The following is a 24,247-nucleotide window of genomic DNA, read 5'->3' on the forward strand; positions in this document are numbered from 1 at the left end:
GTGATCATATGTCAACGGTTAATGCAAGTGATATTAGAAAACTCATTGACCAGGTTAACTTTAGAGGTATTGAATACAGTAACGAGGATTCACTATTTGACATCGGAATCCTAGATTCACTTAAGACAACGCAATTAATTTTGCTCATTGAAAAAAATTTGAACATTAATATAGATCCGGCAGAATTGGAGATAGAAAACTTCGAAAATGTTGATTTGCTGGTTACTTATATTAATCAGAGGGTTGGATAATATGAATAAATATAATTTGCGCAGGGATATTCCTATAAGTATTTATCCTCCTATTATGCTTTATAATAAGAAGGATGTTAAACATGTTTTTGAGCCGATAATGAGAGGGAGTAACAAAGCTAGTTTATACATACACATTCCATTTTGTCCTAAGAAATGTGACTTTTGCTACTTTACATCATTAACTGCTGGTATGAGTAAAGTAAATGCTTATGTCGACAAGCTATGTGAAGAAATGGAATATATAGGCTCAAAAGAAGCAATTAAGGATAAAGTGATTGATTCTATCTATATAGGTGGTGGAACACCAACTTACATTTCCGAAGAATCCTTTTTGAAGCTATTTAGCAGTATTCGCGAACATTTTAATTTATCTAGTGACATAGAGATTAACGTTGAAGTTCGCCCCGGTAATGAAGCAACATTAGAAAAACTTAAAGTATTAAAAAGTGCTGGAGCAAATCGTGTAAGTATTGGAATGCAAAGTTTTGATGATACTGTGCTGCGAGCTAATGGAAGAAATTGTTCTGTTAAAGATGGCATTGAACTTATTAACAGGTTAAATCAAGCTGAGTTTGATAATTACAATATTGACATTATGTCCGGTATGCTGATGGAGACCGAGGAATCATGGAACTATACCATTAATCAACTGCTTAAGTTTAGCCCTACAAATGTCACTGTATACAAAATGCAGCTATATGAAAATAGCAAGTTAACACAGTATTGCCGTGAAAATGGTATCGAAACTATGACAGAAGAACAGGAGCTATCTTTTATTAGACATTTCTACGATGTTCTCATGAGGAATGGTTATGAGCTTATGTCCAGTACATATAGCTTTTCAAAAGGACCTCAATATGTATCAAAATACAGACAGTATAGGAATTCAGGAGAAGACCTTATTGCATTGGGAATAGCTTCAAATGGAATTCTAAACGGATGTGTATATCAAAAGACCTACGATATGAATTCCTATATGAGCAATAATTTTGAACCTACAAGTGCTTATAGAATGCCTAATGATGAAATTATATTACGTGGTATTATTCTTGGAATGAAGTGCGGAAAAATAGATCGTGAGAAATTTACAGAGAAATATAAAGTAGAGCCCTATGAATATTTTACGCAATTTAAGGAATTGGAGAGCCGTGGTTTTGTGGATGTTACACCGTCCTTAATAAAGGTACGTTATGATTTAATATTCTTTATCGACGACTTAATTAGAACCTTCTTTATGCCGGAGAAAATTAAAGATATGGAGAATCTTATGTTAAAGTACAAAAACTTTGATTTTGGAGGGATAAAAAATGGATAGTGAAATGATAAAGCAAAGTTTATTTAAAGCCTTATCGGCCTGTAGCTTTTTTGAACAACTAAATGCGGAAAGTGGAGGAATTAATGAAAATACTTCATTGATTAATGATTTAAAAATTGAATCTATTCAGTTGTTGGAGTATATAATCCAAATTGAAAAACACCTTGAGAAAACAATTGACTTTGATGATCTTTCAATTGAAAGCCTTGATACTATCAGTGGGCTGGCAGAAGAATTAATGAGACCAGGTGTGTTGGTATGATAAATTCAAATCAAGAAAGGCATTCTTACATATTTTTATGTTTTTTAGACTATCTGTTTAGTAAGAATATTATTGATAAGCAGGACTTTATAGATTTCTGTGAGTCTTATGATATCAGAAATTATGAAAAGATATTTAGTCGGGATGAGGCAGCTTCTAGGTCGTCAAACCATGAGATGCATCCGGGTGGTGCAGAGGCAACCTTAAGACTTGCCGAAATGGCAGGAATAACTAAGGATATGTCAGTGCTGGATGCAGGTAGTGGACACGGTGGAGCAGCACGTATACTGGCTGAAAAATATACAGAAACAATGATTACTGGCATTGACAATGACCCAATACGAGTCATAGACGCTATATTTCGCTCGAAAGATGAAATCTATAAAAATCTGAAGTTTACTCAGGGTAATGCTTATAAAATGACTTTTCAAGATAATTACTTTGATGTAATTATTCGCCAGCATGCGGTCTACGGTGGCTTGGAAGAGGATTTTTTGTCTGAATGTAATCGTGTTTTAAAGAGTAAAGGTAAGATTGCTTTTCAAGGAACGCTTTGCAGCAAAAAATTAAAAGCAACCAAAACTGAAATGGCTGATTATTCATATGAAGAGTATTGTAATTTACTGACTCGTCACGGCTTTCGTATTATCGAAACAGAGATAGAAAAAGCATCTTCTCAATTATTATCAAGCATCTCCGATCATAGTTCCAGTTATTACTTTTTAGTTAAAAACGGAATTATCATTGGGGCAGATATTGTTGCTGAAAAGATAGATTAATTGGAGGCCAGAAAAATGAGAATAGATATGCATGTCCATACGACTGAATCAGATGGAAGAATTGAAATTAATAATTTAATAAATTTATGTAAAAGTCGAGATGTGACTGCTATAGGTCTTGCAGATCATTGGAAAACAAAGCGATACTCAAAGGATTTTTTTGTTGATGATATTCATCAGTATATAGCTAAGTGCACAACTCTAAAGCAGGCAGCAGCCAATATGGGTATAAATGTTTATATAGGTCTGGAAGTTGATTTTTCAGGGAAATATGGTTTTGACATCTCACATGGAGATTTAGAAGACTTTAATATGTTGGACTATATCCTTTTTGAATATGTTGACACGGAAAAAGAAGACTGGGGAACAGTAGACGGCAAATCTATATTGGAGCTGTTTAAAATACGTGAATACTTGACAGTTCCAGTAGGTCTGGCTCATAACAACTTTGCTCGTAACTTTTCAGATAATATAGAGAATATTGTGAAGGAAATGAGTGAAAGAAATATTTTCTTGGAATTATGTGAAGGAGAACCTTTAGGACAAAAAAAAGTTGATGCATCAACACTTAAAAAATTGTTAGCACTTAAAAAGAATATGAGTGATTTAGATATTTATAAGGGCGAAAAAGCTATAAACAGACAGAAGCATATGACAGGGGATCAGTATTATTTTGAGACTTTTCCCGATGAGTTTTGGGAATATGTGCAAAAGTATGGTCTTAAACTTTCTCTTGGTACAGATTGTCATTCTGGGACTAGTTTTGGTAAATGTACAAGGGCAGAAAAAATCCTGGAAAAGTACCAATTATTCCATCAGTTGATTTTTAATACGGGAATGATTTTACGTACATAGTTTAATGGAAATGGCAGGTGGCTGATATGAAACTAATATGTCAGGGCAAGTCGGTAACGCAAGGTACAGTAGTTGGCACTGCTCTTGTTGTTACTGATATTGATTCAGCTATTAACAACACTGATAAAAATACAATACTTATATTAGATAACAGTGATCCAATATATTGTCTTCTCATTATGAAAGCTGGAGGCGTGATTATTAAAGAAGGCGGAGTTCTGGCACATTCATGCCTTTTGGCTATGGAAATTGGGGTACCATGTATTACTCAGGTGGGTCGTGAAACAATGATTAATAATGGACAAACTGTTTATCTGGACGCAGGAGCTGGTAATGTATATGAATGTTAAAGACTTTAAAGCAGCTTTAAAAGAAGTATGGCAACATGGGGAGTTGGTATCATGGCCTTATCGCAATATAATTTTTGGAAAGGAAGTATTAGATAGGTACTACTCCGACTTCAAAATGGCAATTAATGAAGCATGTACCGGACAAAGTCAGATAAATATAGGACCTACCGGTATACTACGGTCATTTGACATTCTTGTGAAGGCAATGAAATACAGAACAAAAGATGAAAACAGGGCATTAGTAAGCAATGTATTGGTTTTATTATCAAAACTAAAAAAAAGTGATATTTTAAATTTATCAGGTGGAAATATCATTTATGAATCCGAGATTGTAGCTTCCAGTTATCAAACAGCCAAGGAAACCTCTTCAGATATTGTTCATAGGATAATTGCACTATTAAAATCTTATGCTGAACTCATATATTTTAGATCCTATGAAATATCACAGGAAATACATGGCCCATATAAGCTGGATTCATCAAAACTTATAGTATGGCATTACCGCAACCTAAGACCGGAAAAGTTAATTGATGCTGACTTTTTATTACCATTCAATAGTGTACTTATTGAATTATTTTATAATTCTTCTGTTGATATTAAACTTGATTTATACAATCACGTTTACCAAATTGGACAAAATCTAAAAGATAATTTTAGTATAGGTTCTGTTTTTATAGATCAAAAATTGACGTCCATAGAAGATTTAAAAGAGTTGGAAGCATTATTAATCTCTAAAATTTATAAGTTGTATACGAGATGTAAGCAATTGAATGATACGGAATATATTCAAGCATATATAAATACCTTATGGTATAAATTATCACTTATATCACCAGCTACCAATCCATACCAGTTAAGTAACCATGACTCGGTTATGATATCAGATTCTAAGGATTTAATTAAAATAGACCACAGGATACTTAATCTGCTATTTTAATAATCTTTAATAAAATGTTGAAGGTCGAGGAATAACCATGAATGTAAATTACTATTTTGAGTTTTTTTTGGAAAGTCTAATTGACTTTTATAGAAATAGATACAACAAAGATATTATCTCCTTACCAGAAAGCATACTAAACAATAGTATTACTCTAAAATCATTTTACACTGATGATACATATTGTTTATGTCCAAAAGAGATTTTTGAAGCTCTGAATATTCCATACTCTTGTACAGATATAGATAATAATTCTGATCTAAACCTCAATTTTATGCAGCATTATAAGATGAAGGATATAAAGTTACCTTATATTAATGTGAATCTGCAAAATGAGTCTTCGATTAAAATAAAAGAAACGGTAAACGGTTTTCCTAATGCGATTAAAAAATCTTATGATGAAATAGAGTATCTGGTAAGTATACAAAACAAAGATTTTCCATTTATTGTAGCCTTTAATGCATATAACGTAGATATGACAATATGGGAAAGACTGTACGGAAACCTCTTTAATATCTTCAATGTAATTCTATTTACTGGAAACTATGGTTTGTTTTATGATACGCCGAGTAAAATTAATGCAATTTTGGAATCAGAATGTATTAATAAACATGTAATAGCTTTGACATGGTGCTCAGGTTTTAAGGTTTTTGCTCAATTCAATCAAAAATATCCGGGTTGGTTTAGTAAACTGTATGCAGTGACGGGTAATTACAATTCTAATGGAGTTGGGGAATTTTCCGACTTTGAGAAGAGTACACTTGCTTTAACTTCTTTAATGGATGCTGAAAGTATGGCTAGTGCAGGGAAAGTATTTATGTACTTTTTTTCCAAGCAGGCTAAAAACCCATTTGGAATTCCATTAGATGTCTGGCCCATAATATCAGCTAAGTTTACAGATAAAGATTATTTTACTGCTTATCTTAATTCCATGAAGGAGTTATCTCAGTATGACTTATTAGACTCTCTTAATTTTATTAAATTTCCAATGACAAATATTATAGCATCCAATGATGTAATATCAAAGTTGTCAAATAATGAGATTATTGATAAAGCAGTAGACAATTGTAAGCATATTATGCTTAACTTTGCATCTCATTGGTGCTTGTTCACACATGCTGGTCAAATATCAGAAATAATAAAATCTTAAGGAGAACTTTAAATATGGATAATTTTAAACCAAATCTATCAATAGGATTTAATGGTAAAGTCGATGACTTAAGGGAATTGATTAGCACTGGCGCTAATATTGAAAGTGTATATTCCGGCGGTTTGCGGAATGTCATAGCAGGAGGGCGCCCGCAATATGCTGATAGCTTGACTGAGTTATCCGAATGCATATCATTGGCACATCAGAATGGGTTACGTTATGAAATTGCTTTAAATGCTCCATGTGGGTTGCATGATAAAAGCGATACCAATTGGTGGTCACAGATAGAGAACTATTTGCTAAATCTTGAAGAGGTAGGGGTGGATCGTATTGTTGCCAGTCATCCATTCTTGATTTCATTAGTAAAAAGAAAAACTCATATGGAAACAGTAGTATCTACTATTTGTGAAATTGCAGAAGCGAGAATGGCAAGATATTATGAGGAAATGGGAGCAGACATTATTATTCCGTCTATGAATGTTAATTATCGCTTAGAAAAGCTTTACGAAATAAAGAATACTTTAAAGAGTGCCAAAATACGTTTAATGGTAAATGAACATTGTTTGGGGGATTGTCCTTGGCGCAGATTCCATCATTCTCATTATGCTCATTCAAACACTGAACGTGATTATCATATAAACTGTAAACGTAAATTTTTGGAAAACCCTTATTTTTGTTTAACAAACAATGCCATAAGACCAGAGGACTTAATTCATTATAAGCAAATTACAGATAATTTTAAAATAGTAGGAAGGCTAGTGTCAATTGCATGTCTCACAGATAGAGTTAAAGCTTATAGTTCTCAGAGTTATAATGGAAATTTTGTTTTCTTACAAGACGAAAATCTTTCCCAATATATAAATGTGAGAAACCAAGAGCTTAACGAACTTTTTGAAAGTAAGACCAGATGTAAATTCAACTGTGGTGAATGCACTAAATGTAAGTCAATATTTGAAAAAGCCTCCGTATTTTCAAATGTAATGTAAACAAGATAAAGGAGAACCAAATGAAGAACTATTATGAAATGAATTATAAAGAAATCGGCATAGAGTTTGGACGTGAATTATATAAATCGGTTAATCAAACTGAACATGAAAACCAATTCTATGAATTGTGGCAGCGTTGCAGAGACTTTGGTATATTTCAGTTTGCTACAGAAGTATATAGAGATTCAGAAAAAATTACTAACATTATGGACTTAATGTACGGCATTGGGGTTGGCTTGGAAACCATGAGCATAATGTTTTCTGTTAATGTTCATCTTTGGGCTTTCATCGATCCAATTCAGTGTTTTGCATCCCAGCAAATAAAAGATACCGTATTAAAAAGCTTTTGCGATGGCAGTAAAATAGGTGGACATGCTATTTCGGAAAATCTTGCTGGTTCTGATGTATTTAATTTAAGTACAACCTATGAGAAAACCGATGATGGGTATATTCTCAATGGTTCCAAGAACTATGTAACAAATGCTCCTTATGCAGATACATATATTGTCTATGCTAGGGAAAAGGGTAGTAAGGGATTTCGCTCCATTAGCTGTTTTTTGGTGGATAAAAATCTCACTGGATTTTGTGTTGGAGGACTTATCCATAAAATGGGTATGCAAATGTCACCCATGGCATCCATATATATGAACAATTGTTTTGTAGAAAAAAAATATCTGCTTGGCAAAGAGGGACAAGGAATGGGGATATTCAATTACACAATGTCAATGGAACGTCCATTATTGTTAGCTTTCCAAGTCGGTATTATGGAAGCGCAGCTAAAAAGGAATATAGACTTTTGTAAACAGCGAAGGCAAAGTGGTCGTGCAATAATTGAGAATCAGTCAATATCAAATCGAATTGCTGATATGGCTGTAAAGTTTGAAGCAAGTAAATTGCTTCTGAAGGAAATTGCCGATCAACTTAAAAATAAAAAAAATACCTATTATATGTCGTCTGTTGCTAAGTTATTTATCAGTGAGAGCTTGGTTGCCAATTCCCTTGACTCAATGAGAAATATGGGCACATTAGGATATATGACAGAATACCAAAACGAGCAGCAATTAAGAGATAGTCTTGGTAGTTTATTTTATTCAGGTACTTCTGATATCCAGAGAAATATTATTTCCAGCATGATATGAGGTGATGAAAAGATGCTTTTCTCTTTTTTGGAAAACAGTACAAAAAATTATCCCAAGAGGATTGCTATTGAGAGTAAAGACGAAGAAATATGTTATGAGGACTTATACAATATTAGTCTGTCGTTTGGTGCACATATTAATTCTCTTGTAGATAATGATTGTCAAGTTATCGGAATATTAATGGACAAATCTATTGATTTTTTGATATCTATATATGGAATTTTATCAGTAGGTAAAGCATATGTTCCCTTAGATGAGAGCCTTCCTCCTGAACGACTCGAATATATCGTGAAGGATGGAAGTATTGATTGTATTATATCTGATAAGAAGAATTATGAATTATCTACTAAATTATGCAAAAAGCCAGTTTTGTTTGACAGAGATAATATATCTACTAAAGAAATTCCACAAAGGGCTAAGGCTTCTCCTGAGTCTATGGCGTATATACTCTACACATCCGGTTCAACGGGCAGGCCAAAAGGAATAATGCATACACAGAGTAGTGCAATAGCTTTTATTTTATGGGCTGCACAATACTTTGAAGTCACAGAATCTGATGTATTGTCTTCCCATGCACCTTTTCACTTTGATCTTTCTATTTTTGATATTTTTGTTTCTGCTTACGCAGGTGCTAGATTGTCTTTGCTGCCAAAATCAATATCTTGTTTTCCGTCTTCACTTATAAAGTATATTATTTCAAAGAAAATAACAGTCTGGTATTCTGTACCGTATATTATTGTTAATATGTTTTCTGATGAAAATATTGCTAAATGTGAATTTAGTAATTTAAGAAATATTATATATGCTGGTGAATCATTGTCTATAGATAATGCAAAGAAAATAAAAGAAAGGCTTCCTCATGTTAGTTTGTACAACTTATATGGACCAACAGAAACAAATGTCATTACATACTATGAGGTAGACAACCATACATGGAGTCGGCAGGACAGGCAGATTCCAATCGGGCATTGCTGCCCATATGCAAATATCAAAGTTATTAATGATGATGGCAAAGAAGCAAATATTGGCGAATTGGGTGAGTTATGCGTAAAAAGCGATTCACTTATGCTGGGATATGTAGGTGTTGAAAAGACAGCATCAATGGACCAGTACTATCATACTGGAGATATTGTACATATTGATGATGATGGTCTGATTGTATTCCATGGGCGTAAAGACTATATGACAAAGGTTAACGGATTTAGGGTTGAACTAGGGGACATTGAAAATAATATCCGAGGATACCCTAATATAACTGATTGTTATGCAAAAGTAGATAGAAGTAATAAACGAGATAAAATTATAGTTACTATAGAAGCTGCGTCAGACTTATGTGTAGGTAATCTTGCAGACTATTTAAAGAAATGCTTGCCCGGGTATATGCTTCCCGATGAATATATACTGCGTGATAAGCTTGAAAGAAATTCACGAGGAAAAATTGTGAGGAAGTGATATAAGAATGAACATTATCGTTTGTATGAAATATATAAGTTCAATACCTACCTATATGGAATCACGACTTCCATTTAGCCCCAGTGACCGCAATGCTTTGGGAATGGGATTGACTTTAAAAATGCGAAATAAAGATTCAAAATTAATAGTTCTAAGCATGAGCCCTTTAAAAGCTAGAGACTCATTGCAGGATTTATACAGCTATGGTGTAGATTCTGTATACCTGGTTAGTGACAAGTCATTTGCAGAATCTGATACGCTGGCTACTACTTTTGTACTATCAACAGCAATAAAGAAAATAATGGAGTCGACGAAAATAAATTTGATACTGTGCGGAGATAAAACCATTGACAGTAATACAGGTCAAATATCTGCTGGACTTGCTTACAGAATAGGGGCACAGTACTGTAACTGTCTTCAAAGTGTTGCATTAATTGACGAAAAATATGAATTTATAACCGATCAATACACTCTTAAGAATTACGATGGAGTTGTAGTGGCTGATGTAAATAGTGAATGGGAACTACCATTTCCGTCATTACAAAATATAATGAAAGCAAAAGAGAAGAAGGTTATTTGTTGGTCTAACGATGACTTAAATATGGATTTGAATAGGGTAGGAGCATCAGGGTCCCCAACTAAGATTATTAAAGCAGAAAAGGTTCAGGCTCAGGTATCTAGTGACATTATTCAAGAAGATATCAATCAAGCTAAATCATTTTTAAAACAAATAATCAGTACAAGGGGAGGTGATTTTGTTAATGAGTAAAGTATGGGCGTACTGCAATTTTTCTGACGTTAATGAACGTGATAAATCTTTATCTTTGCTATATAAATTGCAGGACGTTATGAAGGATAACAGATTCACTCTCGAAGTAATAGCACTTGGAGCAAAACGGTGTGATGAGGATATTCCTATACAGCATTTGCAATGTTTAAACGTGTCAAAAATTTACTGTGTAACAAATAACGTTTTTAATGGTATTAATAATTATGTTGCCTATGTGGAGGCAATGAAGATTTTAATTAATAAATATAATCCCCAATACCTGATGTTCAGTAGCTCACGACACAATCGAATAGTAGCAGCACAGTTAGCTACGGCACTGGAATCGGGATTAACTGCAGAATGTTCTAAATATTATGTCAACACAGATAATGAAATAGTACAAATAAGACCTACATTTGAAGGGAATACATATGCACATATTATTTCTAAAAGTGCGGTCAAAATGTCAACTGCATTGAAGTCATCTTATCAACGAATCTCAATATCTGAGAGTATTACAAAAACTTTGGATATTGAAACAATTGAATTACCGTTGGAAATACCGCATAAGAACATATATTTTAATAATTCTACTGCTTTTAACATTCCTGTAACTCCCAAATTGGAAAAATATGATGTTATATTTGCTGCAGGTATGGGCTTGGGCTCAAAAGAAAATGTCAATAAGCTTAAAAGGTTAGCTAAAAGACATAACGTTGGATTTGGAGCATCCAGACCTGTAGTGGAAATGGGATGGGCCGAACAGTCGGACCTTATTGGTATGTCCGGATCATGTGTATCACCTAATTTATATTTAGCTTTTGGTATATCAGGCTCATTACAACATATGGAAGGAATGAGAAATGCAGCAAAGATTATTTCTATTAACACTGATAAAAATGCACCACTTCATCAATTATGTTATTCAATTATTTTAGCAGATGCAGTGGAGATGCTTGATTATTTAATAAATGAATGGAGGTAATTCTATATGAATCAAAATGTTGTAGAGCTTAAACCATATGATGATCCTGATGATTATGATGAATTTCTTTCTACAAGTTCACTAAAAGCAAAAATTTTATGCAGGATTGCATGGGGATTCAAAGACTTTTCACATGCCCCAGACTTACTGAAAGATTTATCTGATGATTTTGATGGAACTTTATTGGATGTTCCTGCAGGAAGCGGTTTATTTACTAGGGAGAAGTATTCGCGCCTTAAAAAGGCTAAAATAACTTGCGTAGACTATTCACAAAATATGTTAGATAAAGCAGAAAGAGTATTCAAAGAAGCTTCTATAAATAATGTCGACTTTATACAAGGTGACGTAGGGGACTTGAAATTTGAGGATAATTCCTTTGATATTGTTGTTTCCATGAACGGGTTTCATGTATTTCCTGATAAAGAAAAGGCATTTTATGAAATTTTGAGAGTGCTTAAACCAGGTGGTCTCTTAATAGGATGTTCCTATGTAAGAAATGTAAGAAAAATTACTGATAAGTTCGTTGATGGTTATTTTGTCCCTAAATGTCTGTTTACACCACCATTTCATTCAAAGGAAGAGTTTTATGATATGTTGGTTAAAAATTACTCAAAAGTTAATTTAGAAATGGTTGGTGCCGTTGCATGTTATCATTGTTTAAAATAATTAATGTATACTGCTTCTATGATTATGAGGGCTAATGTACATGTAAGATATGCAACCTATAAATTAAGGGAGTAGGTTATACATGAAGGCTGACATTCAGGAATTTTTATTACACCACGACGTAAAAATAGTCAGATTTGTCTGTATGGAAGGGTTTGACAGAGTTAAGTCGAAAGGCTATAAATGGGCCATATGGTTTGCAAAACCAATGTCAAAAGATTATATTAAGAGATTTAATAATTTTCAATGTAAAAGCAAAGAAGAATTTAATGAACTTGAAAAAGAAACAGATAAAATTGCAGATTTGCTTGCTGAGTTTATTGAGAAAAGAGGCTACTCTGCATGTTCCCAGTCGGAAGAAAGCAATATTGCTAATGGTTCTTATACAGAAGATACTTTGACTTCAATATTACCTCATAAGACAATCGCGGTTTTAAGTGGAATTGGATGGATAGGAAAGAATGCACTTTTAGTAACTAAAGATTATGGTTGTGCTTTGAGTACGTGTTCAGTGTTAACTAACGCACCAATTGACATTAGTTCTGAGAAAATTCAAATACATTATAATCTTTGTGGTGACTGCACTATATGTCAGGGGTTTTGTAATTGCTTAACTGGTAAAAACTGGGACATAACCTTATCCAGAGAAGATATAATAAATGTTTACGATTGTGAAAGATGCTTAAAATGCCTTATGTTTTGTCCATGGACAAAACAGTGCTTAGAAAAATAGCACAAATACAAGAAGTGTATATATTATAAAAGATAAAGGATTAAAATTATGATGGAATTTGAAGAAATAAAAAAGGTTCTCAAGCAAAGATTTCCCATTATTATGGTTGATCGGGTTTTAGATATAACACCTGGGCAGAGAATAAAAGCCATCAAAAATATTTCTGGGAATGATATTTTTTTAGTGGGACATTTTCCACAACATTATATTATGCCAGGTGTTTTAATTACTGAGGCACTTGCTCAAGCTGCTTCTATAATGATTAGCTGTAACGATAACGATGATACTAATAAAGACGAATTTGTGGTATTAGGTGCTATAGATCAAATGAGATTTTTTGAGTCTGTAAAACCCGGTTATACTTTGGTAATGGAGTTAAACATGATTAAAGCGATAGATAACTATTTTATTGTACAAGGAGAAGCCAAGGTAGACGACAGGTTGGTTGCAAAGGGGAAACTAACTTTTGCAAAGGTAACATTTTAAATGATAAGGAATAGCAAAGTTATGGAGAAATATATTTATCTTTTTGATGAAGGAAACTCATCAATGAATAGTTTTCTTGGCAGTAAAGGAGCTAACCTGGCACAGATGACCAACTTGGGATTACCTGTGCCTAAAGGATTTATTTTAACAACAGAGTTATGTAAGAGATATTATAGCGAGGGAAAATCTGTTATCGAAGAGATAAAGGATGAAATCGATAGAACAATAAGAATTCTCGAAGTAAATACGGGGAAAGAGTTTGGAAAAGCTAAAAACCCTCTTTTGCTGTCTGTACGTTCCGGAGCTAGCGTATCAATGCCGGGAATGATGGATAGTATATTAAATATTGGTCTAAATGATGAAATTGTTAATAGCTTAATTTTGACAACAGAAAATAAAAAGTTTGCCTATGATAGCTATAGAAGATTAATTCAGATGTATGGAGAGGTTGTTAATGGAATAGAAGCTATTAAATTTGAAGATATTCTTAATAGCAAAAAAAATAAAAATAGTACTTGTGATGCTTGGAATTTAGAGGATGATGATTTTATAGAAGTTATATTGAAATTTAAAGAATTAGTTAAAACAGAAACGGGGACTGAATTTCCTCAAGACCCTAGTACACAATTACTAAACTCAATAATAGCTGTTTTTAAATCATGGCAAAATTCAAGAGCAGTTAATTATAGGAACTTAAATAAAATATCTAATGATTTATATACTGCGGTTACAATACAAGAGATGGTGTACGGCAATATGGGCGATACCTCCGGTACAGGTATTATTTTTAGCAGAAACCCTTTTACAGGTGAAAAAAATATATATGGAGAGTTCTTAATGAATGCACAAGGAGAGGATATTGTTTCGGGTATTCGAACTCCTAGAGAAATAAAAGATATAAACCCACTAATATTCAATCAACTAGTAGAATATGCGGATATTCTAGAAAAATTTTTTAAAGATGTACAGGATATAGAGTTTACTATTGAAAATGGTAAACTATTTTTGTTGCAAACTAGAAATGCAAAAAGGACTATTTCTGCCAGTATTAAAATATTAGTTGATTTTGTAAGGGAAAATTTACTTACCAAAGAAGAAGTTATAGGTAAGGTGAATAAAGAACAACTGGGAACTCTTTTATACCCTAAGTTTGCCCCAAAAGCAATAATGAAATCTAAAGTTATTGCTAGAAGTGAAACAGATTTTAAAGGGGCAGTAGTAGGAAGAATTTATTTTAAAATTAATGATGTTTTAGAAACTTTAAAAAATGAACACAATGACGTAATTCTTATATTAGGCGGTTGCTCGAAATCAGAATTAGACGGCATAAAAGATACAAATGGTTTGATATTCCCCAATAATGCCAATCAGTGTTCTTTTGAAGCAATTTACGGACATGTACCAACTAAATGTTTAATATCTAATATTATAGATTCTGAGGTTAATAAAGAGAAAGGGTATTTTATTGATATTGAAGGAGTTAAGCACAACAAAGGTGATTGGATATCAATTGATGGAGCAACGGGAAATGTTTATGGGGAAAAATTACCGCTAATTACACCAGAGTTGAATGAAGATTTACAAACTTTGATAAAATGGATGAATGAGCTCCAAATGGTTTTCAAAACAGTGCAAGAGTGATAGCTTTGCAAAATAAAATCCAGCGTCAATAGGTGCTGGATTTTATTTTGCTCTATTATGGCATCCTATTATTTTGTAGGCTTATCAAATTCAGGATTAAAGGCATAATAATTTTTAGAGTTTAACTTTTCCTGTACAGTCCTCAATGTTTCACCAAACCTCTGGAAGTGAACTATTTCTCTAGCACGGAGGAATTTTATAGGTTCTTTAACATCAGGATCATCTGCCAGTCTAAGTATATTATCATAAGTTGTTCTTGCTTTTTGTTCTGCTGCAAGGTCTTCCGTTAAATCTGTAATTGGATCTCCTTTTGATTGGAAGTATGTTGCTGTAAAAGGCATACCTGAAGCAGCAATAGGGTATATTGCTGTTGTATGGTCAACATAATAAGTATCAAAGCCACTCTTTTTAATTTCTTCAATACTTAAGCCTCTGGTCAATTGATATACAATTGCTGATATGATTTCCATATGAGCCAGTTCTTCTGCACCACAATGTTATCAATGATAATTATAATTAGTCTTTAGGCAATTTGGGGTATAGAACTAACTCAAAATCTGTTGGATCTCCATGCCATCTTGTGGGTTTTTTCTTTGTATAAGTAGCTTTGCTGACTAATTGCTTTAGTAATTGATTTTTTAGTTCTGGATCTTCGGTGGCTTTGTACATATCTATTACTTTTCTTATTTTGGGTATTATAATTAAAGTACTTTCGCTTTGTTGATTCATAGTACTAATATCTTTTATTATTTTGCTTTTTTGTGTGGTTAGCTCATTTAGTTTTTCACTTAATACATTAGATCTATTTAAAAAAGTATCAAGATCATAGATTCCTTTTTCTAAAAAATCATGGATGCTATTTATTTGTTTTTCGGTACTTACAATTTCTATTTCAATTTTTTTTAGGGCATCCTTCTTAAGTCTATATATATCTTGACCATAAGAGTTTGATATATCGTTTATAGATTTACTTGTTTCAAATTTGTAATTTGCAAACCATAATTCCAGTGATTGTATTAATTTAGTCTCTACTAAACTTAAAATCGAACTTACATTACCACAAGCTGGAATTGGGCACATTAATGTGTCGGGACCATTTGGATGGGGCCTCCTAACCATATTCCTTCCACAAAAACCGCAGATTATTAAACCTGATAAAGGATTTTTTACAGGATATTTCTTAGGGCATTTTGGAGAATTAGTATTAAACATACTCTGGGCCTTATAATAGTCTTCTTCTTGGATAATTGGATCATGAAGTCCGTCTGACAGTATCCAGTCTTCTATTTTAGCTCTTGGACGTTCTTTGACAATTTTACCATCTACAACTTTCTTAACTTGAGGTCTAGAATTCCATCTTATTTTTCCTATATAAACTGGATTAGTGAGGATATTTTTTATTGTAGAATATGTCCAAACGTCCTTTTGCTGAGGGGGAATTTTTAACTCATTTAGTTTCTTTGCAATAAGTGATATGCCTAATTTTTTATCATTTTCTCCATAGATAAATAACCTAAAAATAATCTTAACAATTTCAGCTTCATCAGGATTAATTTCCAATGTATACCCTTTATCTTTATATAATTTTTTACGTATATAACCATAAGGAGCCTTGTTACCAACGTATTTACCTTCTTTAACAGACGTGATGCGTCCTCGCTGTAATCTTCTATTTGTAACCTTGTATTCTCTTCTACTCATAAATAGTCCGAATTCGAAATATTCTTCGTCAAATTCGTTAAGAGGATCGTAAACTTTTAACGGTGTTATTATTTTTGTATTACTATATTTAAACGCTTGGGATACAATGCCTTGATCTATAGTATCACCGCGTGCGAGCCTTTCAACCTCCATAACAAGTACTCCATCCCAAGCACCTTGCTCTACTTCCTGTAGTAGTTTCTGCATTACAGGACGGGCAGCTATAGTCTCTCCTGAAACTATTTCCGAATACACCTCAGTAATACATAAATTATTTTTTTTGGCCAATTCAAGTAACGTTTTTTTATGACGTTCTAATGTTTCACCTTCTCCTTTTAGTTCAGCTTCTATATCGGATCTTGATTTTCGTAAATATATGCAGTATTTCATATTGCTATCACCAATCCTATAGTTTATCACTTTTTAGTGATATAATAAATAAAAAGCAAATGTAAGTCAAGGTTAATAAATAATGTAATGGGAGGTAAAATGTGAGATTGATTGAAAAAGTATCTTATCAAAGTGCAAACTTTATTACCTCATTTTTAAATCAAAATCATAATAAAAGAATGATATTATATTTTGGATTTCAGGCCATATATGGAGACTTATTAAAATTGCTTATAATTATCATTTGTTCATTAATACTAAGATCTTTTATACCATCTATTTTAATATCATTTTCTTTTGCCTATTTAAGAAAAAATGCAGGTGGTTTTCATATGAAAACTGAAAATGGATGCATTTTATTTACCACTTGTATTTGTGTTATACCGGGGACTTTGATAAGCTATTTACAAGTGGATTCTAATTTTATAACGATGATATTGTTAGGATTTATATTTATATTTGGGTACATTTGTTTACTCAAGTACGCTCCTAGTAGTACTCAAAACAACCAAATAACAGACGAAGATGAGATAATAAAGTATAAAGAAAAATCTTTTTCTTCTTTTGCTTTTTTATACTTTATAGCGTGTATATTCTTTTTTATTTTTAATCAATATATAATTTCTGTTTCAATATGTGTTGGGATTTTGCTTGAAGTTTTAACATTAATACCAATAAAAAAGACAGTCAAACTACATTGACTGTTTTCAAATAATTTGATATTATTAAATCGACAAGAAATTTTATTTAATGACAGCTTTCTCCGTAGAGCTGTTCTTTTTTTGCTATTTTTTAATTGTTTTTAGAGACTTAGGGACTCTAGGTTGATGTCCCCAAAGAAAACTAAAATTTTCAGCTTTCTTTTCTGCAATTGCTGTCACATTTGAATCAATAATTGAAAGTAATTTGGACTTTTTATTCATTCTTGATACTCCTTTCCAAATGAAACTTTGATACGTATGTAATAATCTTTATGTAGTTATATAATATCACAAAATTTAACAATCCACTACCGCAAGAACATATGCCAAGAGTAATTTTATTAACAACGCTAAACAACTCAAAATATGTTATATACACTTTAGTAATACTTACTTCAAGAAAAAATAACATAAAAATGATAGCAATGAAACCATACGTCTCAATTTTGTACTGCTTAAATTTCTGTATTGCAAAGTTGAAATTCCAAAAAGATACTATTGCTATTATTTGCACCAATCTCTCAGGTAAAAAACATAAAAATCTTTTTAACTCAGGTGAATTAATCAAATTCGCTTCAATTCCATTGTAAAAATAGCGTATACAAAATGGGACGTACAAAGCTTCAAAACTGATAATTAGAAGGGAAAAGGCCGCGACTCCAATAACTGATTCTTTCCATGATGATTTATAAAAGTATTTAAGCAACAAGCAATAAATAATCATATCCGCAAGTGATACTATATTCATGTTAGGAATGAAATAGCCAACTATAGCTCCTACTACTGAAACTATAAAAGCAGATGCTAACATTTTTAATAAGCTAATGTATAGTTTGCTTGAATCACATTTGAAAGGAACTTCGCTACCTTTACCAAGAATAATAAGTGAAAACATGAAACAAAAAAAGAATTGTGGCATTGACAAAATAAAAATATTTAACACACTGAAATTTTGCATATGTACCTCTGACCTTACCCCGAAAAATTAGACACAAAGAATGGCGGGATTTCTCCGATTTTCTTTGTATCACATAAAATTTAATTAAGCTGTCTTACTTAACTTTTCAAAGTCAACAGGCGATCTATAGCCAAGCTTTGAATGCAGACGTATACGATTATAGAAGGCTTCAATATATTCAAAGATAGCTAACTGAGCCTCGGCCCTAGTCTTGAACCTTGTTAAGTAAATAAGCTCCGTTTTAAGTGTACCAAAAAATGATTCCATACATGCATTATCATAGCAATTACCTCTTCGGCTCATACTTTGTGTAATGCCATTGTTTTTGAGTACATTCTTGTATTCATTACTTGCATACTGGACACCACGATCAGAATGATGAATCAGGCCTCTAGCTGGTTTACTGCGGCCTATGGCCTGCTTTAAGGCATCTATGCAAAGTTGCTTTGTCATAGTGCTGTCCATGGCCCAGCCGACAACCTTTCGCTGAAATAGATCAACAATAGCAGCCAGGTAGAGCCAGCCTTCGTCTGTAGGTATGTAAGTGATGTCAGCAACCCATATCTGGTTAGGTTTTGTTGCCGTAAAGTCCTGATTTAGTATATTTGGAGCTACAGGATAGCTGTGCTTGGAGTTTGTAGTAGCCTTGAATTTCCTTTTGGTTTTAGCTGCAATATTGTTTTCTCTCATTAGCTTAGCTACACGGTTTTTGCCGCATTTTATTCCACCATTGTTTAAGGCTTTTGTTACTCTGGGACTTCCGTAAGTTTCACGAGATACCTTATGGATTTCCTTAATTCTTTCAAGTAGCTCACAGTTTAATTGCTTACGATGGCTTTTCGGTCTTGTAGTCCAGGCATAATAACCGCTTCTTGATACATCAAGTATTTGGCACATCTTCTCAACAGGAAATATGAAGCGGTATTTATGAATGATAGAATATTTTACTTCCGGTCTTTCGCGAAGATGGCCGTTACTTTTTTTAGGATTTCATTCTCCATTTCAAGGTCTGCAACGCGTTTTCTAAGACTCCTGAGTTCTTCATCTTCAGGCCTAAGATTACCGCTGCCAGGGAATGCATTCTCTTTATGCTTTTTGTACTCATTTAACCACTTATACATAGTATTATCATGGATGCCGATATCCCTAGCTACACTTGGTACACTACGGCCTTGCTCCAGCACAAGACGGACTGCTTGTTCTTTAAAATTTTTATCATAGCGTTTCATGATGGACACCTCCAACTGGTTTTATTATACCAGCCATTCTGTGTGTCCATCAAATCGGGGGAACTTCACCTCCGTAATATTAACAAGAAATAAAATAATTAAAGTTTTCTAGCAATTACAATTTCTTCTGGTGACAATCCAGATTCTTTTATTTGCATTGCTATTTTTATATAGTCTTTATTTTCCATGTCAATGGCAAATTTGACAATGTTTTGATACTCTATGTCTTCAACAACATGCAATTGCTGTTTGCCGATTATTTCATATAAACTAATATTTGAATAATAACAAATCTTTTGCAAAGTATCTATTGATGGGGATATTCCATTTTCAATATCAATAACCTCTTGTAATGTAATATCATTAAACTTGGCAAACTCCTTTTGAGTAAGCTTTTTGCTAATTCTTAAATTTGTTAATACAATTGATATTTCATTATTTGAAGTATTTAGCATTTCTAATGCATCTTCAAGGTCTACACCTAATAGAAAGTCGATAGTAGTATCAAATATCTTTCGTAGCTTTTTAAGGTTTTCTATTCCAGGAGTACTACCATCTTTTAACATTTTATTTATTGCTGGAGGTGATACTCCTAATAATTCGGCGAGTTTTGCTTGACTGTAATTGTATTTGTCCATAAAAAATTGTAATCGTTTGGAAAACATTTAAAAGACCTCCAGGCTATTCTTATCTACTATCGATAATAAACTTTTAGTTAATAATTGTCAAGAGAAATTAAGCAATTGTTATTATTCAACCAAATACATTAACTAATATTGAATGAACGCTGATAAAATTAAATATTGGTTAATTACAAACTTTGCCAAATATTAACCATAAGTTATATTATATTAGTGAAGGAGGTGAAATATTATGAGAAAAGTAAATGTAGACAAACTAAATCATTTAGGAAAATTAAGAGAGGATAAAATGTTAGATAGGAAAACAGTATCAAAAGAAATTGGCTGTACTGAAGTTTTTTTATCACAAATTGAAAGAAAAGGCGCTTCCAAAAGACCATCTATTAATACCGCTCAAAAAATGTGTAAGATTTATAAATGCTCGCTAGAAGATATTTTTCTCACAAAATAAAAGTATTTAATAACAACTCACAGTAAGAGTGAATAAACTAAACTGAGGTGGTTTTATGGAGGGAATATCTAACAGCATAGTAGAAGATTTTTATCTCGGGAAAACACATATTCTAATTTGCAATGATGAATACATAAATAAATCTCAAACTGAGAATCAGCGGATAAAAGATGAAGTGAATTCTATTTGCGGGAGAATAGCAAAGTCACAAATAGTCAAATAAAACAAGAAAGGTAGTGATTGATAAATCATGAAATCAACAGGCATTGTAAGAAAGGTGGACAACCTGGGAAGAGTTGTTCTACCAGTTGAGATACGTAGAACAATGGGTATTGATTTAAAAGACCCAATAGAAGTCTTTGTGGATGGACAATCAATAATTCTTAAGAAATACGAACCCGAATGTATCTTCTGTAAAAATGCAAAAGATGTTCAGTCATATAAGGGTAAAAATATTTGCTCCTGCTGCTTAAAAGAGTTAAAAGGGGAGAACTAGGTGGATATACAAAATTTACAGGAAAGGAAGTATACAAATGAAAGCATTATGCAAAAAATGTGGCCATCCATGGAATGTAAGTGTACATAAGAAGATTGGCAAACAGGGATATACTTGTCCTCACTGCACAAGTAAATCAAAAAAAATGAAAAAGGTAACATTGTTCCTATGCGGTTTTGTGATTAGCTTTTTAGTTGTACCAATGCATTCAGAATTGGCATATATGCAAAGAGGTTACAGAGCATATGGTGGAGAGATTTTAATACCAGTACTGTATTTAACAGTAGTAGGGCTCCTAAGAGAAATATCGGATATAAGTATAAAAAAAGCACCCATTAAAGAGTGCAAACATAAAAATTTTCATTTACATATTACAGGATTTAATAATATAAGTCAAGATGCAAGCCATGTTAAAGCATGAAGCCTCGGGATCAATTGGGAAAGTTGTTGAGATATGTACCGAATCATACGGACACTACATAGGTGAACTGGTAAAAGTTAATTCTGGTATGTGTAACATTGCAGAAGTTAAAATACTAGCCTGTTCAAGGTATCCAAGCCAACGAACTATTATGTACAAATTCAATAATTATGAAAGATGGCCTTATCGTAAGGAATCTATAGAGACATTCTCTATTAAATCACTAAGACCTTATGATAAGGACTCCATACCGGAGTATTACGAACTAATGCCTCAGGTGCTAGAAGAGACATTCCTTGTTGAAACCGAAGCAGATAGAGAAATTTACGAAAGACATAAAAAGTACTGGTATGAAATGCGAGGTGTGATAAGTGCCACAGGGTAGTTTTGACTGCTGTTCATCTTTTATGAAATGTTCTGATGAATGGGCCTGTGTTTATGCTGATCATCCATTATTCACGGGTTGTACATACAGGAAAAAGTTAGAGTCAGGTATTTGCTTTTATGGAAAGAATCAGAACATTTTTGAGCCTTTGAAAAACGGTAAACTTCCGGATGGATTTGTTCCATTTCAAAAGCCAGTGGTTAATGTTAAAAAAGAACATATACCAGAAGTATATATTACCTGTTATAAGATGCCGTTTGCAGTACTTATTCGCTCAAGTAATACATGGTCCTATAAGCTTGACTCAGATAGCGCTGATTTGATTAAGAATGAATTTGATTTAAATAACATCCCCTATAGGACAAGCCTAGAATTGCTAAAGGATTTACCAGGTGATCAAGTTGATCTTGATGGACCATGTAACAGTAGAGTAGTTTTTAAAATTGGGGACAGAGAATTTCATATTCTTAGTTTTAATGGTTACTTGATTCAAAATTGGTATGCTGAAAAAATAAATAAGTCTCTGCTGTCTAAAGGATTTGAAAGTAGAGTTGAGCTATTGGGGATGTATGTGCATTCAAAGAGTCGGGTTAATTCAATTACAAAAGATTTTTCAGATGTTAGACATGTAAAAAAAGATATTACACATAATGAACCGGTACAACTTACATTATTTGACTTAGCAGAGGTTACAAGGTTTAGGAGGTGACAGATTGAATGGCAAGACCGTTCAAAGAAGGACTTGATTACTTTCCTTTGGACGTGGATTTTTTGGATGATAAAAAAGTTAAGCTTATTAAAGCTGAATTCGGGGCAAAAGGAATATTAGTTCTTATATACCTATTAACATTAGTTTATAAAAGCAACGGATACTTCTATAAGTGGGATAAAGATGATTACTTATTGATGTCTGATAGTGTCGGTTGTGGTTGTAGCCCTGATTTTATACAAGAAGTTTTGCAAGGGTGTGTCAGACGTTCTATTTTTGATGATAGGGTTTTTGATATGTTTAATGTACTAACTTCTGCAGGCATTCAGAAAAGGTATTTAAATGCAATTTCTGAACGCAAAAATATATCTATAATAAAAGATTACTTGCTGGTTGATTTATCGGATGAAAAAGTCTGCCCGCCTGGTACTCTTAAAAGGCTTACTTTAAATTCAATTAATCCTCCAATTAAATCGGTTAATCCCCCGATTAATTTAATAAAACCGCCCAATAATCCACAAAGTAAAGTAAAGGAAAGTAAATCAAATAAAAAACATATATCGTCCGAATTCTCGGTCGATGATATCCAATATAAATTAGCCTTAGAATTAAGGTCCTATATTTTAAGGAATAATAATAAGGCAAGGGTACCTGATTCCAATAAACTACAAAGTTGGGCAACTGAGATTGATAAAATGATGAGACTTGACAAGCACACCGCTGATGAAATCAGAGCAATGATTACTTATTCACAACAAGACAATTTTTGGTGTTCATGTATTTTAAGTCCATCAAAGCTAAGAGAAAAATATGATACTTTGTATCTTCAATCAAAGTCAAAAGGAAAATATCAATCTAATATTTCACAGGCATCCAACAGGGGTAATTTTGAGCAAAGGGATTATGAAGACAGTTACTTTGATAACTTTTTCAACAATACGAAAGGAGCAAAATAGATGTCGTATTTGCATGGAGAAATTGATTCAAATTGTTACATGGTTCTAAGAGGGAAACCTGCAGCAGTATTACCAGTAAAAAAAGAATTTGTCAAAGAGGCTAAAGATAGGATTATTAATTTTCATAAGTTAAAAATGATAGAACAACACTTATCAAAGGAATGGAGTTCATTATGGATATACAAGAAAGATTTTATGTTTGAAGTTATAAACTGCCTACCTGAAAAACCAAAGACAGTTTATGACCACTGGGTACTTGGCAAAGTCTTTGGTTATTCAGATGAAGCAATTGAAGAGTTTATAAGGAGTTAACCTTACTTATACTCAGTTCCACTGCACTTAGGGCATGGTGGTAATGTGTCAGTGTTATCATCTAATACAACAATCTGGCCACATTTTTTACATTGGTATGAACCCTTACCGGGCTTTTCTCCAGTAGATGGCATGTGT

At 32.9% G+C, this 24,247-nt stretch carries 32 protein-coding genes and 1 pseudogene; 26 read left to right on the forward strand and 7 right to left on the reverse strand.

What is annotated here, in order from left to right; genetic code table 11:
• Nucleotides 1–8 precede the first annotated feature (8 nt).
• From K412_RS0114525 to K412_RS0114605, 17 genes are all read left to right on the forward strand, one after another.
• Nucleotides 9–251: an acyl carrier protein gene (locus tag K412_RS0114525; protein ID WP_024833781.1), complete on the forward strand. Its 243-nt coding sequence runs from the start codon at nt 9–11 to the stop codon at nt 249–251.
• A 1-nt stretch (nt 252) separates the two neighbouring features.
• Nucleotides 253–1,569, forward strand: coding sequence for a coproporphyrinogen-III oxidase family protein (locus K412_RS0114530; protein WP_024833782.1), 1,317 nt, complete (start codon nt 253–255; stop codon nt 1,567–1,569).
• A complete protein-coding gene (locus tag K412_RS0114535) occupies nt 1,562–1,831 on the forward strand; it encodes an acyl carrier protein (RefSeq protein WP_024833783.1) in 270 nt (89 codons plus the stop codon). Before K412_RS0114530 ends, K412_RS0114535 begins: the two co-directional genes overlap by 8 nt.
• Nucleotides 1,828–2,610 (forward strand): class I SAM-dependent methyltransferase, encoded by a 783-nt coding sequence (locus tag K412_RS21410; RefSeq protein ID WP_024833784.1) that lies wholly within the window; start codon nt 1,828–1,830, stop codon nt 2,608–2,610. Before K412_RS0114535 ends, K412_RS21410 begins: the two co-directional genes overlap by 4 nt.
• A gap of 15 nt (nt 2,611–2,625) precedes the next feature.
• Nucleotides 2,626–3,465: a PHP domain-containing protein gene (locus K412_RS0114545; RefSeq protein WP_024833785.1), complete on the forward strand. Its 840-nt coding sequence runs from the start codon at nt 2,626–2,628 to the stop codon at nt 3,463–3,465.
• Between the two features lie 26 nt (nt 3,466–3,491).
• Nucleotides 3,492–3,815: a PEP-utilizing enzyme gene (locus K412_RS0114550; protein WP_024833786.1), complete on the forward strand. Its 324-nt coding sequence runs from the start codon at nt 3,492–3,494 to the stop codon at nt 3,813–3,815.
• Nucleotides 3,799–4,752, forward strand: coding sequence for a hypothetical protein (locus K412_RS0114555; RefSeq protein WP_024833787.1), 954 nt, complete (start codon nt 3,799–3,801; stop codon nt 4,750–4,752). The genes K412_RS0114550 and K412_RS0114555 overlap by 17 nt, the downstream gene beginning before the upstream one ends.
• A gap of 37 nt (nt 4,753–4,789) precedes the next feature.
• Entirely contained in the window at nt 4,790–5,902 is a 1,113-nt protein-coding gene (locus tag K412_RS0114560; RefSeq protein WP_024833788.1) for a hypothetical protein, read from the forward strand.
• 14 nt (nt 5,903–5,916) lie between these two features.
• On the forward strand, nt 5,917–6,888 hold the full coding sequence (locus K412_RS0114565) for a U32 family peptidase (RefSeq protein WP_024833789.1): 972 nt from the start codon (nt 5,917–5,919) through the stop codon (nt 6,886–6,888).
• A gap of 20 nt (nt 6,889–6,908) precedes the next feature.
• On the forward strand, nt 6,909–8,027 hold the full coding sequence (locus K412_RS0114570; RefSeq protein ID WP_024833790.1) for an acyl-CoA dehydrogenase family protein: 1,119 nt from the start codon (nt 6,909–6,911) through the stop codon (nt 8,025–8,027).
• A 12-nt stretch (nt 8,028–8,039) separates the two neighbouring features.
• A complete protein-coding gene (locus tag K412_RS0114575; RefSeq protein ID WP_024833791.1) occupies nt 8,040–9,479 on the forward strand; it encodes an AMP-binding protein in 1,440 nt (479 codons plus the stop codon).
• A 7-nt stretch (nt 9,480–9,486) separates the two neighbouring features.
• Nucleotides 9,487–10,248: an electron transfer flavoprotein subunit beta/FixA family protein gene (locus tag K412_RS0114580; RefSeq protein ID WP_024833792.1), complete on the forward strand. Its 762-nt coding sequence runs from the start codon at nt 9,487–9,489 to the stop codon at nt 10,246–10,248.
• Nucleotides 10,241–11,233 carry an electron transfer flavoprotein subunit alpha/FixB family protein gene (locus K412_RS0114585; RefSeq protein ID WP_024833793.1) on the forward strand — a complete coding sequence of 331 codons (993 nt, stop codon included), beginning with the start codon at nt 10,241–10,243 and terminating at the stop codon, nt 11,231–11,233. Before K412_RS0114580 ends, K412_RS0114585 begins: the two co-directional genes overlap by 8 nt.
• 6 nt (nt 11,234–11,239) lie before the next feature.
• Nucleotides 11,240–11,899 (forward strand): class I SAM-dependent methyltransferase, encoded by a 660-nt coding sequence (locus K412_RS0114590; RefSeq protein WP_024833794.1) that lies wholly within the window; start codon nt 11,240–11,242, stop codon nt 11,897–11,899.
• Nucleotides 11,900–11,981: 82 nt separating this feature from the next.
• Nucleotides 11,982–12,632 carry a hypothetical protein gene (locus tag K412_RS0114595; RefSeq protein WP_024833795.1) on the forward strand — a complete coding sequence of 217 codons (651 nt, stop codon included), beginning with the start codon at nt 11,982–11,984 and terminating at the stop codon, nt 12,630–12,632.
• Nucleotides 12,633–12,680: 48 nt separating this feature from the next.
• Nucleotides 12,681–13,118 carry a 3-hydroxyacyl-ACP dehydratase FabZ gene (fabZ, locus tag K412_RS0114600; RefSeq protein WP_024833796.1) on the forward strand — a complete coding sequence of 146 codons (438 nt, stop codon included), beginning with the start codon at nt 12,681–12,683 and terminating at the stop codon, nt 13,116–13,118.
• A gap of 21 nt (nt 13,119–13,139) precedes the next feature.
• Nucleotides 13,140–14,759, forward strand: a complete 1,620-nt coding sequence (locus K412_RS0114605) for a PEP/pyruvate-binding domain-containing protein (protein WP_024833797.1) — start codon at nt 13,140–13,142, stop codon at nt 14,757–14,759.
• Between the two features lie 68 nt (nt 14,760–14,827).
• Here K412_RS0114605 and K412_RS0114610 read toward each other — a convergent pair.
• Nucleotides 14,828–15,250: pseudogene (locus K412_RS0114610) on the reverse strand (manganese catalase family protein); the annotation flags it as partial.
• Nucleotides 15,251–15,275: 25 nt separating this feature from the next.
• Nucleotides 15,276–16,850, reverse strand: a complete 1,575-nt coding sequence (locus tag K412_RS0114615) for a recombinase family protein (RefSeq protein ID WP_024833799.1) — start codon at nt 16,848–16,850, stop codon at nt 15,276–15,278.
• 101 nt (nt 16,851–16,951) lie between these two features.
• Here K412_RS0114615 and K412_RS0114620 point away from each other — a divergent pair, with 101 nt between their 5' ends.
• Nucleotides 16,952–17,551 (forward strand): accessory gene regulator ArgB-like protein, encoded by a 600-nt coding sequence (locus tag K412_RS0114620; protein ID WP_024833800.1) that lies wholly within the window; start codon nt 16,952–16,954, stop codon nt 17,549–17,551.
• Between the two features lie 84 nt (nt 17,552–17,635).
• Here the strand turns inward: K412_RS0114620 and K412_RS21915 are convergent, their stop codons facing one another.
• The 4 genes from K412_RS21915 to K412_RS0114645 all read right to left on the reverse strand — a co-directional run bounded on the left by K412_RS21915 (nt 17,636) and on the right by K412_RS0114645 (nt 20,403).
• Nucleotides 17,636–17,773: a cyclic lactone autoinducer peptide gene (locus tag K412_RS21915; protein WP_081741782.1), complete on the reverse strand. Its 138-nt coding sequence runs from the start codon at nt 17,771–17,773 to the stop codon at nt 17,636–17,638.
• Entirely contained in the window at nt 17,766–18,509 is a 744-nt protein-coding gene (locus K412_RS0114630) for a hypothetical protein (protein WP_024833801.1), read from the reverse strand. The genes K412_RS21915 and K412_RS0114630 overlap by 8 nt, the downstream gene beginning before the upstream one ends.
• Nucleotides 18,510–18,593: 84 nt before the next feature.
• Nucleotides 18,594–19,738 (reverse strand): IS3 family transposase gene (locus K412_RS0114635; RefSeq protein WP_117385202.1). Its coding sequence is split into 2 segments (ribosomal slippage): nt 18,594–19,495 and nt 19,495–19,738, totalling 1,146 coding nucleotides; the frame shifts between segments, so codons are not numbered across the junction.
• Nucleotides 19,739–19,836: 98 nt separating this feature from the next.
• Nucleotides 19,837–20,403 (reverse strand): helix-turn-helix domain-containing protein, encoded by a 567-nt coding sequence (locus K412_RS0114645; protein WP_024833803.1) that lies wholly within the window; start codon nt 20,401–20,403, stop codon nt 19,837–19,839.
• A 208-nt stretch (nt 20,404–20,611) separates the two neighbouring features.
• Between K412_RS0114645 and K412_RS0114650 the strand changes: the two genes are divergently transcribed.
• Genes K412_RS0114650 through K412_RS0114685 form a run of 8 tightly spaced genes read left to right on the forward strand, consistent with a single transcriptional unit; the run spans nt 20,612 to nt 24,109 of the window.
• Entirely contained in the window at nt 20,612–20,830 is a 219-nt protein-coding gene (locus K412_RS0114650; RefSeq protein WP_024833804.1) for a helix-turn-helix transcriptional regulator, read from the forward strand.
• A 55-nt stretch (nt 20,831–20,885) separates the two neighbouring features.
• A complete protein-coding gene (locus K412_RS22330; protein ID WP_157833831.1) occupies nt 20,886–21,053 on the forward strand; it encodes a hypothetical protein in 168 nt (55 codons plus the stop codon).
• Between the two features lie 27 nt (nt 21,054–21,080).
• Complete coding sequence (locus tag K412_RS0114660) at nt 21,081–21,326, forward strand: AbrB/MazE/SpoVT family DNA-binding domain-containing protein (protein ID WP_024833805.1); 246 nt, start codon at nt 21,081–21,083, stop codon at nt 21,324–21,326.
• 37 nt (nt 21,327–21,363) lie between these two features.
• Nucleotides 21,364–21,747, forward strand: a complete 384-nt coding sequence (locus tag K412_RS0114665; protein ID WP_024833806.1) for a zinc-ribbon domain-containing protein — start codon at nt 21,364–21,366, stop codon at nt 21,745–21,747.
• On the forward strand, nt 21,734–22,132 hold the full coding sequence (locus K412_RS0114670; RefSeq protein ID WP_024833807.1) for a hypothetical protein: 399 nt from the start codon (nt 21,734–21,736) through the stop codon (nt 22,130–22,132). Before K412_RS0114665 ends, K412_RS0114670 begins: the two co-directional genes overlap by 14 nt.
• Entirely contained in the window at nt 22,119–22,841 is a 723-nt protein-coding gene (locus tag K412_RS0114675; RefSeq protein ID WP_024833808.1) for a hypothetical protein, read from the forward strand. The genes K412_RS0114670 and K412_RS0114675 overlap by 14 nt, the downstream gene beginning before the upstream one ends.
• 8 nt (nt 22,842–22,849) lie before the next feature.
• Nucleotides 22,850–23,797: a DUF4373 domain-containing protein gene (locus tag K412_RS21415; protein ID WP_024833809.1), complete on the forward strand. Its 948-nt coding sequence runs from the start codon at nt 22,850–22,852 to the stop codon at nt 23,795–23,797.
• Nucleotides 23,798–24,109, forward strand: a complete 312-nt coding sequence (locus tag K412_RS0114685; protein ID WP_024833810.1) for a hypothetical protein — start codon at nt 23,798–23,800, stop codon at nt 24,107–24,109.
• Nucleotides 24,110–24,111: 2 nt separating this feature from the next.
• Here the strand turns inward: K412_RS0114685 and K412_RS0114690 are convergent, their stop codons facing one another.
• Nucleotides 24,112–24,243 carry a zinc ribbon-containing protein gene (locus K412_RS0114690; protein ID WP_024833811.1) on the reverse strand — a complete coding sequence of 44 codons (132 nt, stop codon included), beginning with the start codon at nt 24,241–24,243 and terminating at the stop codon, nt 24,112–24,114.
• Between the last annotated feature and the right edge of the window lie 4 nt (nt 24,244–24,247).

The organism is Ruminiclostridium josui JCM 17888 (assembly GCF_000526495.1).
Lineage (GTDB): Bacteria > Bacillota > Clostridia > Acetivibrionales > DSM-1351 > Ruminiclostridium > Ruminiclostridium josui.

What these genes read in the sequence shown, in the direction of transcription:
- K412_RS0114650 (WP_024833804.1), top strand. Translation starts at nt 20,612, where the DNA reads ATGAGAAAAGTAAATGTAGACAAACTAAATCATTTAGGAAAATTAAGA.
- K412_RS0114670 (WP_024833807.1), top strand. Translation starts at nt 21,734, where the DNA reads ATGTTAAAGCATGAAGCCTCGGGATCAATTGGGAAAGTTGTTGAGATA.
- K412_RS0114565 (WP_024833789.1), top strand. Translation starts at nt 5,917, where the DNA reads ATGGATAATTTTAAACCAAATCTATCAATAGGATTTAATGGTAAAGTC.
- K412_RS0114665 (WP_024833806.1), top strand. Translation starts at nt 21,364, where the DNA reads ATGAAAGCATTATGCAAAAAATGTGGCCATCCATGGAATGTAAGTGTA.
- K412_RS0114630 (WP_024833801.1), bottom strand. Translation starts at nt 18,509, where the DNA reads ATGCAAAATTTCAGTGTGTTAAATATTTTTATTTTGTCAATGCCACAA.
- K412_RS0114555 (WP_024833787.1), top strand. Translation starts at nt 3,799, where the DNA reads ATGTATATGAATGTTAAAGACTTTAAAGCAGCTTTAAAAGAAGTATGG.
- K412_RS0114615 (WP_024833799.1), bottom strand. Translation starts at nt 16,850, where the DNA reads ATGAAATACTGCATATATTTACGAAAATCAAGATCCGATATAGAAGCT.
- K412_RS21915 (WP_081741782.1), bottom strand. Translation starts at nt 17,773, where the DNA reads ATGAATAAAAAGTCCAAATTACTTTCAATTATTGATTCAAATGTGACA.
- K412_RS0114605 (WP_024833797.1), top strand. Translation starts at nt 13,140, where the DNA reads ATGGAGAAATATATTTATCTTTTTGATGAAGGAAACTCATCAATGAAT.
- K412_RS0114550 (WP_024833786.1), top strand. Translation starts at nt 3,492, where the DNA reads ATGAAACTAATATGTCAGGGCAAGTCGGTAACGCAAGGTACAGTAGTT.
- K412_RS21410 (WP_024833784.1), top strand. Translation starts at nt 1,828, where the DNA reads ATGATAAATTCAAATCAAGAAAGGCATTCTTACATATTTTTATGTTTT.
- K412_RS21415 (WP_024833809.1), top strand. Translation starts at nt 22,850, where the DNA reads ATGGCAAGACCGTTCAAAGAAGGACTTGATTACTTTCCTTTGGACGTG.
- K412_RS0114580 (WP_024833792.1), top strand. Translation starts at nt 9,487, where the DNA reads ATGAACATTATCGTTTGTATGAAATATATAAGTTCAATACCTACCTAT.
- K412_RS0114570 (WP_024833790.1), top strand. Translation starts at nt 6,909, where the DNA reads ATGAAGAACTATTATGAAATGAATTATAAAGAAATCGGCATAGAGTTT.
- K412_RS0114575 (WP_024833791.1), top strand. Translation starts at nt 8,040, where the DNA reads ATGCTTTTCTCTTTTTTGGAAAACAGTACAAAAAATTATCCCAAGAGG.
- K412_RS0114685 (WP_024833810.1), top strand. Translation starts at nt 23,798, where the DNA reads ATGTCGTATTTGCATGGAGAAATTGATTCAAATTGTTACATGGTTCTA.
- fabZ (WP_024833796.1), top strand. Translation starts at nt 12,681, where the DNA reads ATGATGGAATTTGAAGAAATAAAAAAGGTTCTCAAGCAAAGATTTCCC.
- K412_RS0114525 (WP_024833781.1), top strand. Translation starts at nt 9, where the DNA reads ATGTCAACGGTTAATGCAAGTGATATTAGAAAACTCATTGACCAGGTT.
- K412_RS0114545 (WP_024833785.1), top strand. Translation starts at nt 2,626, where the DNA reads ATGAGAATAGATATGCATGTCCATACGACTGAATCAGATGGAAGAATT.
- K412_RS0114590 (WP_024833794.1), top strand. Translation starts at nt 11,240, where the DNA reads ATGAATCAAAATGTTGTAGAGCTTAAACCATATGATGATCCTGATGAT.
- K412_RS0114660 (WP_024833805.1), top strand. Translation starts at nt 21,081, where the DNA reads ATGAAATCAACAGGCATTGTAAGAAAGGTGGACAACCTGGGAAGAGTT.
- K412_RS0114535 (WP_024833783.1), top strand. Translation starts at nt 1,562, where the DNA reads ATGGATAGTGAAATGATAAAGCAAAGTTTATTTAAAGCCTTATCGGCC.
- K412_RS0114560 (WP_024833788.1), top strand. Translation starts at nt 4,790, where the DNA reads ATGAATGTAAATTACTATTTTGAGTTTTTTTTGGAAAGTCTAATTGAC.
- K412_RS0114595 (WP_024833795.1), top strand. Translation starts at nt 11,982, where the DNA reads ATGAAGGCTGACATTCAGGAATTTTTATTACACCACGACGTAAAAATA.
- K412_RS0114585 (WP_024833793.1), top strand. Translation starts at nt 10,241, where the DNA reads ATGAGTAAAGTATGGGCGTACTGCAATTTTTCTGACGTTAATGAACGT.
- K412_RS0114690 (WP_024833811.1), bottom strand. Translation starts at nt 24,243, where the DNA reads ATGCCATCTACTGGAGAAAAGCCCGGTAAGGGTTCATACCAATGTAAA.
- K412_RS0114530 (WP_024833782.1), top strand. Translation starts at nt 253, where the DNA reads ATGAATAAATATAATTTGCGCAGGGATATTCCTATAAGTATTTATCCT.
- K412_RS22330 (WP_157833831.1), top strand. Translation starts at nt 20,886, where the DNA reads ATGGAGGGAATATCTAACAGCATAGTAGAAGATTTTTATCTCGGGAAA.
- K412_RS0114645 (WP_024833803.1), bottom strand. Translation starts at nt 20,403, where the DNA reads ATGTTTTCCAAACGATTACAATTTTTTATGGACAAATACAATTACAGT.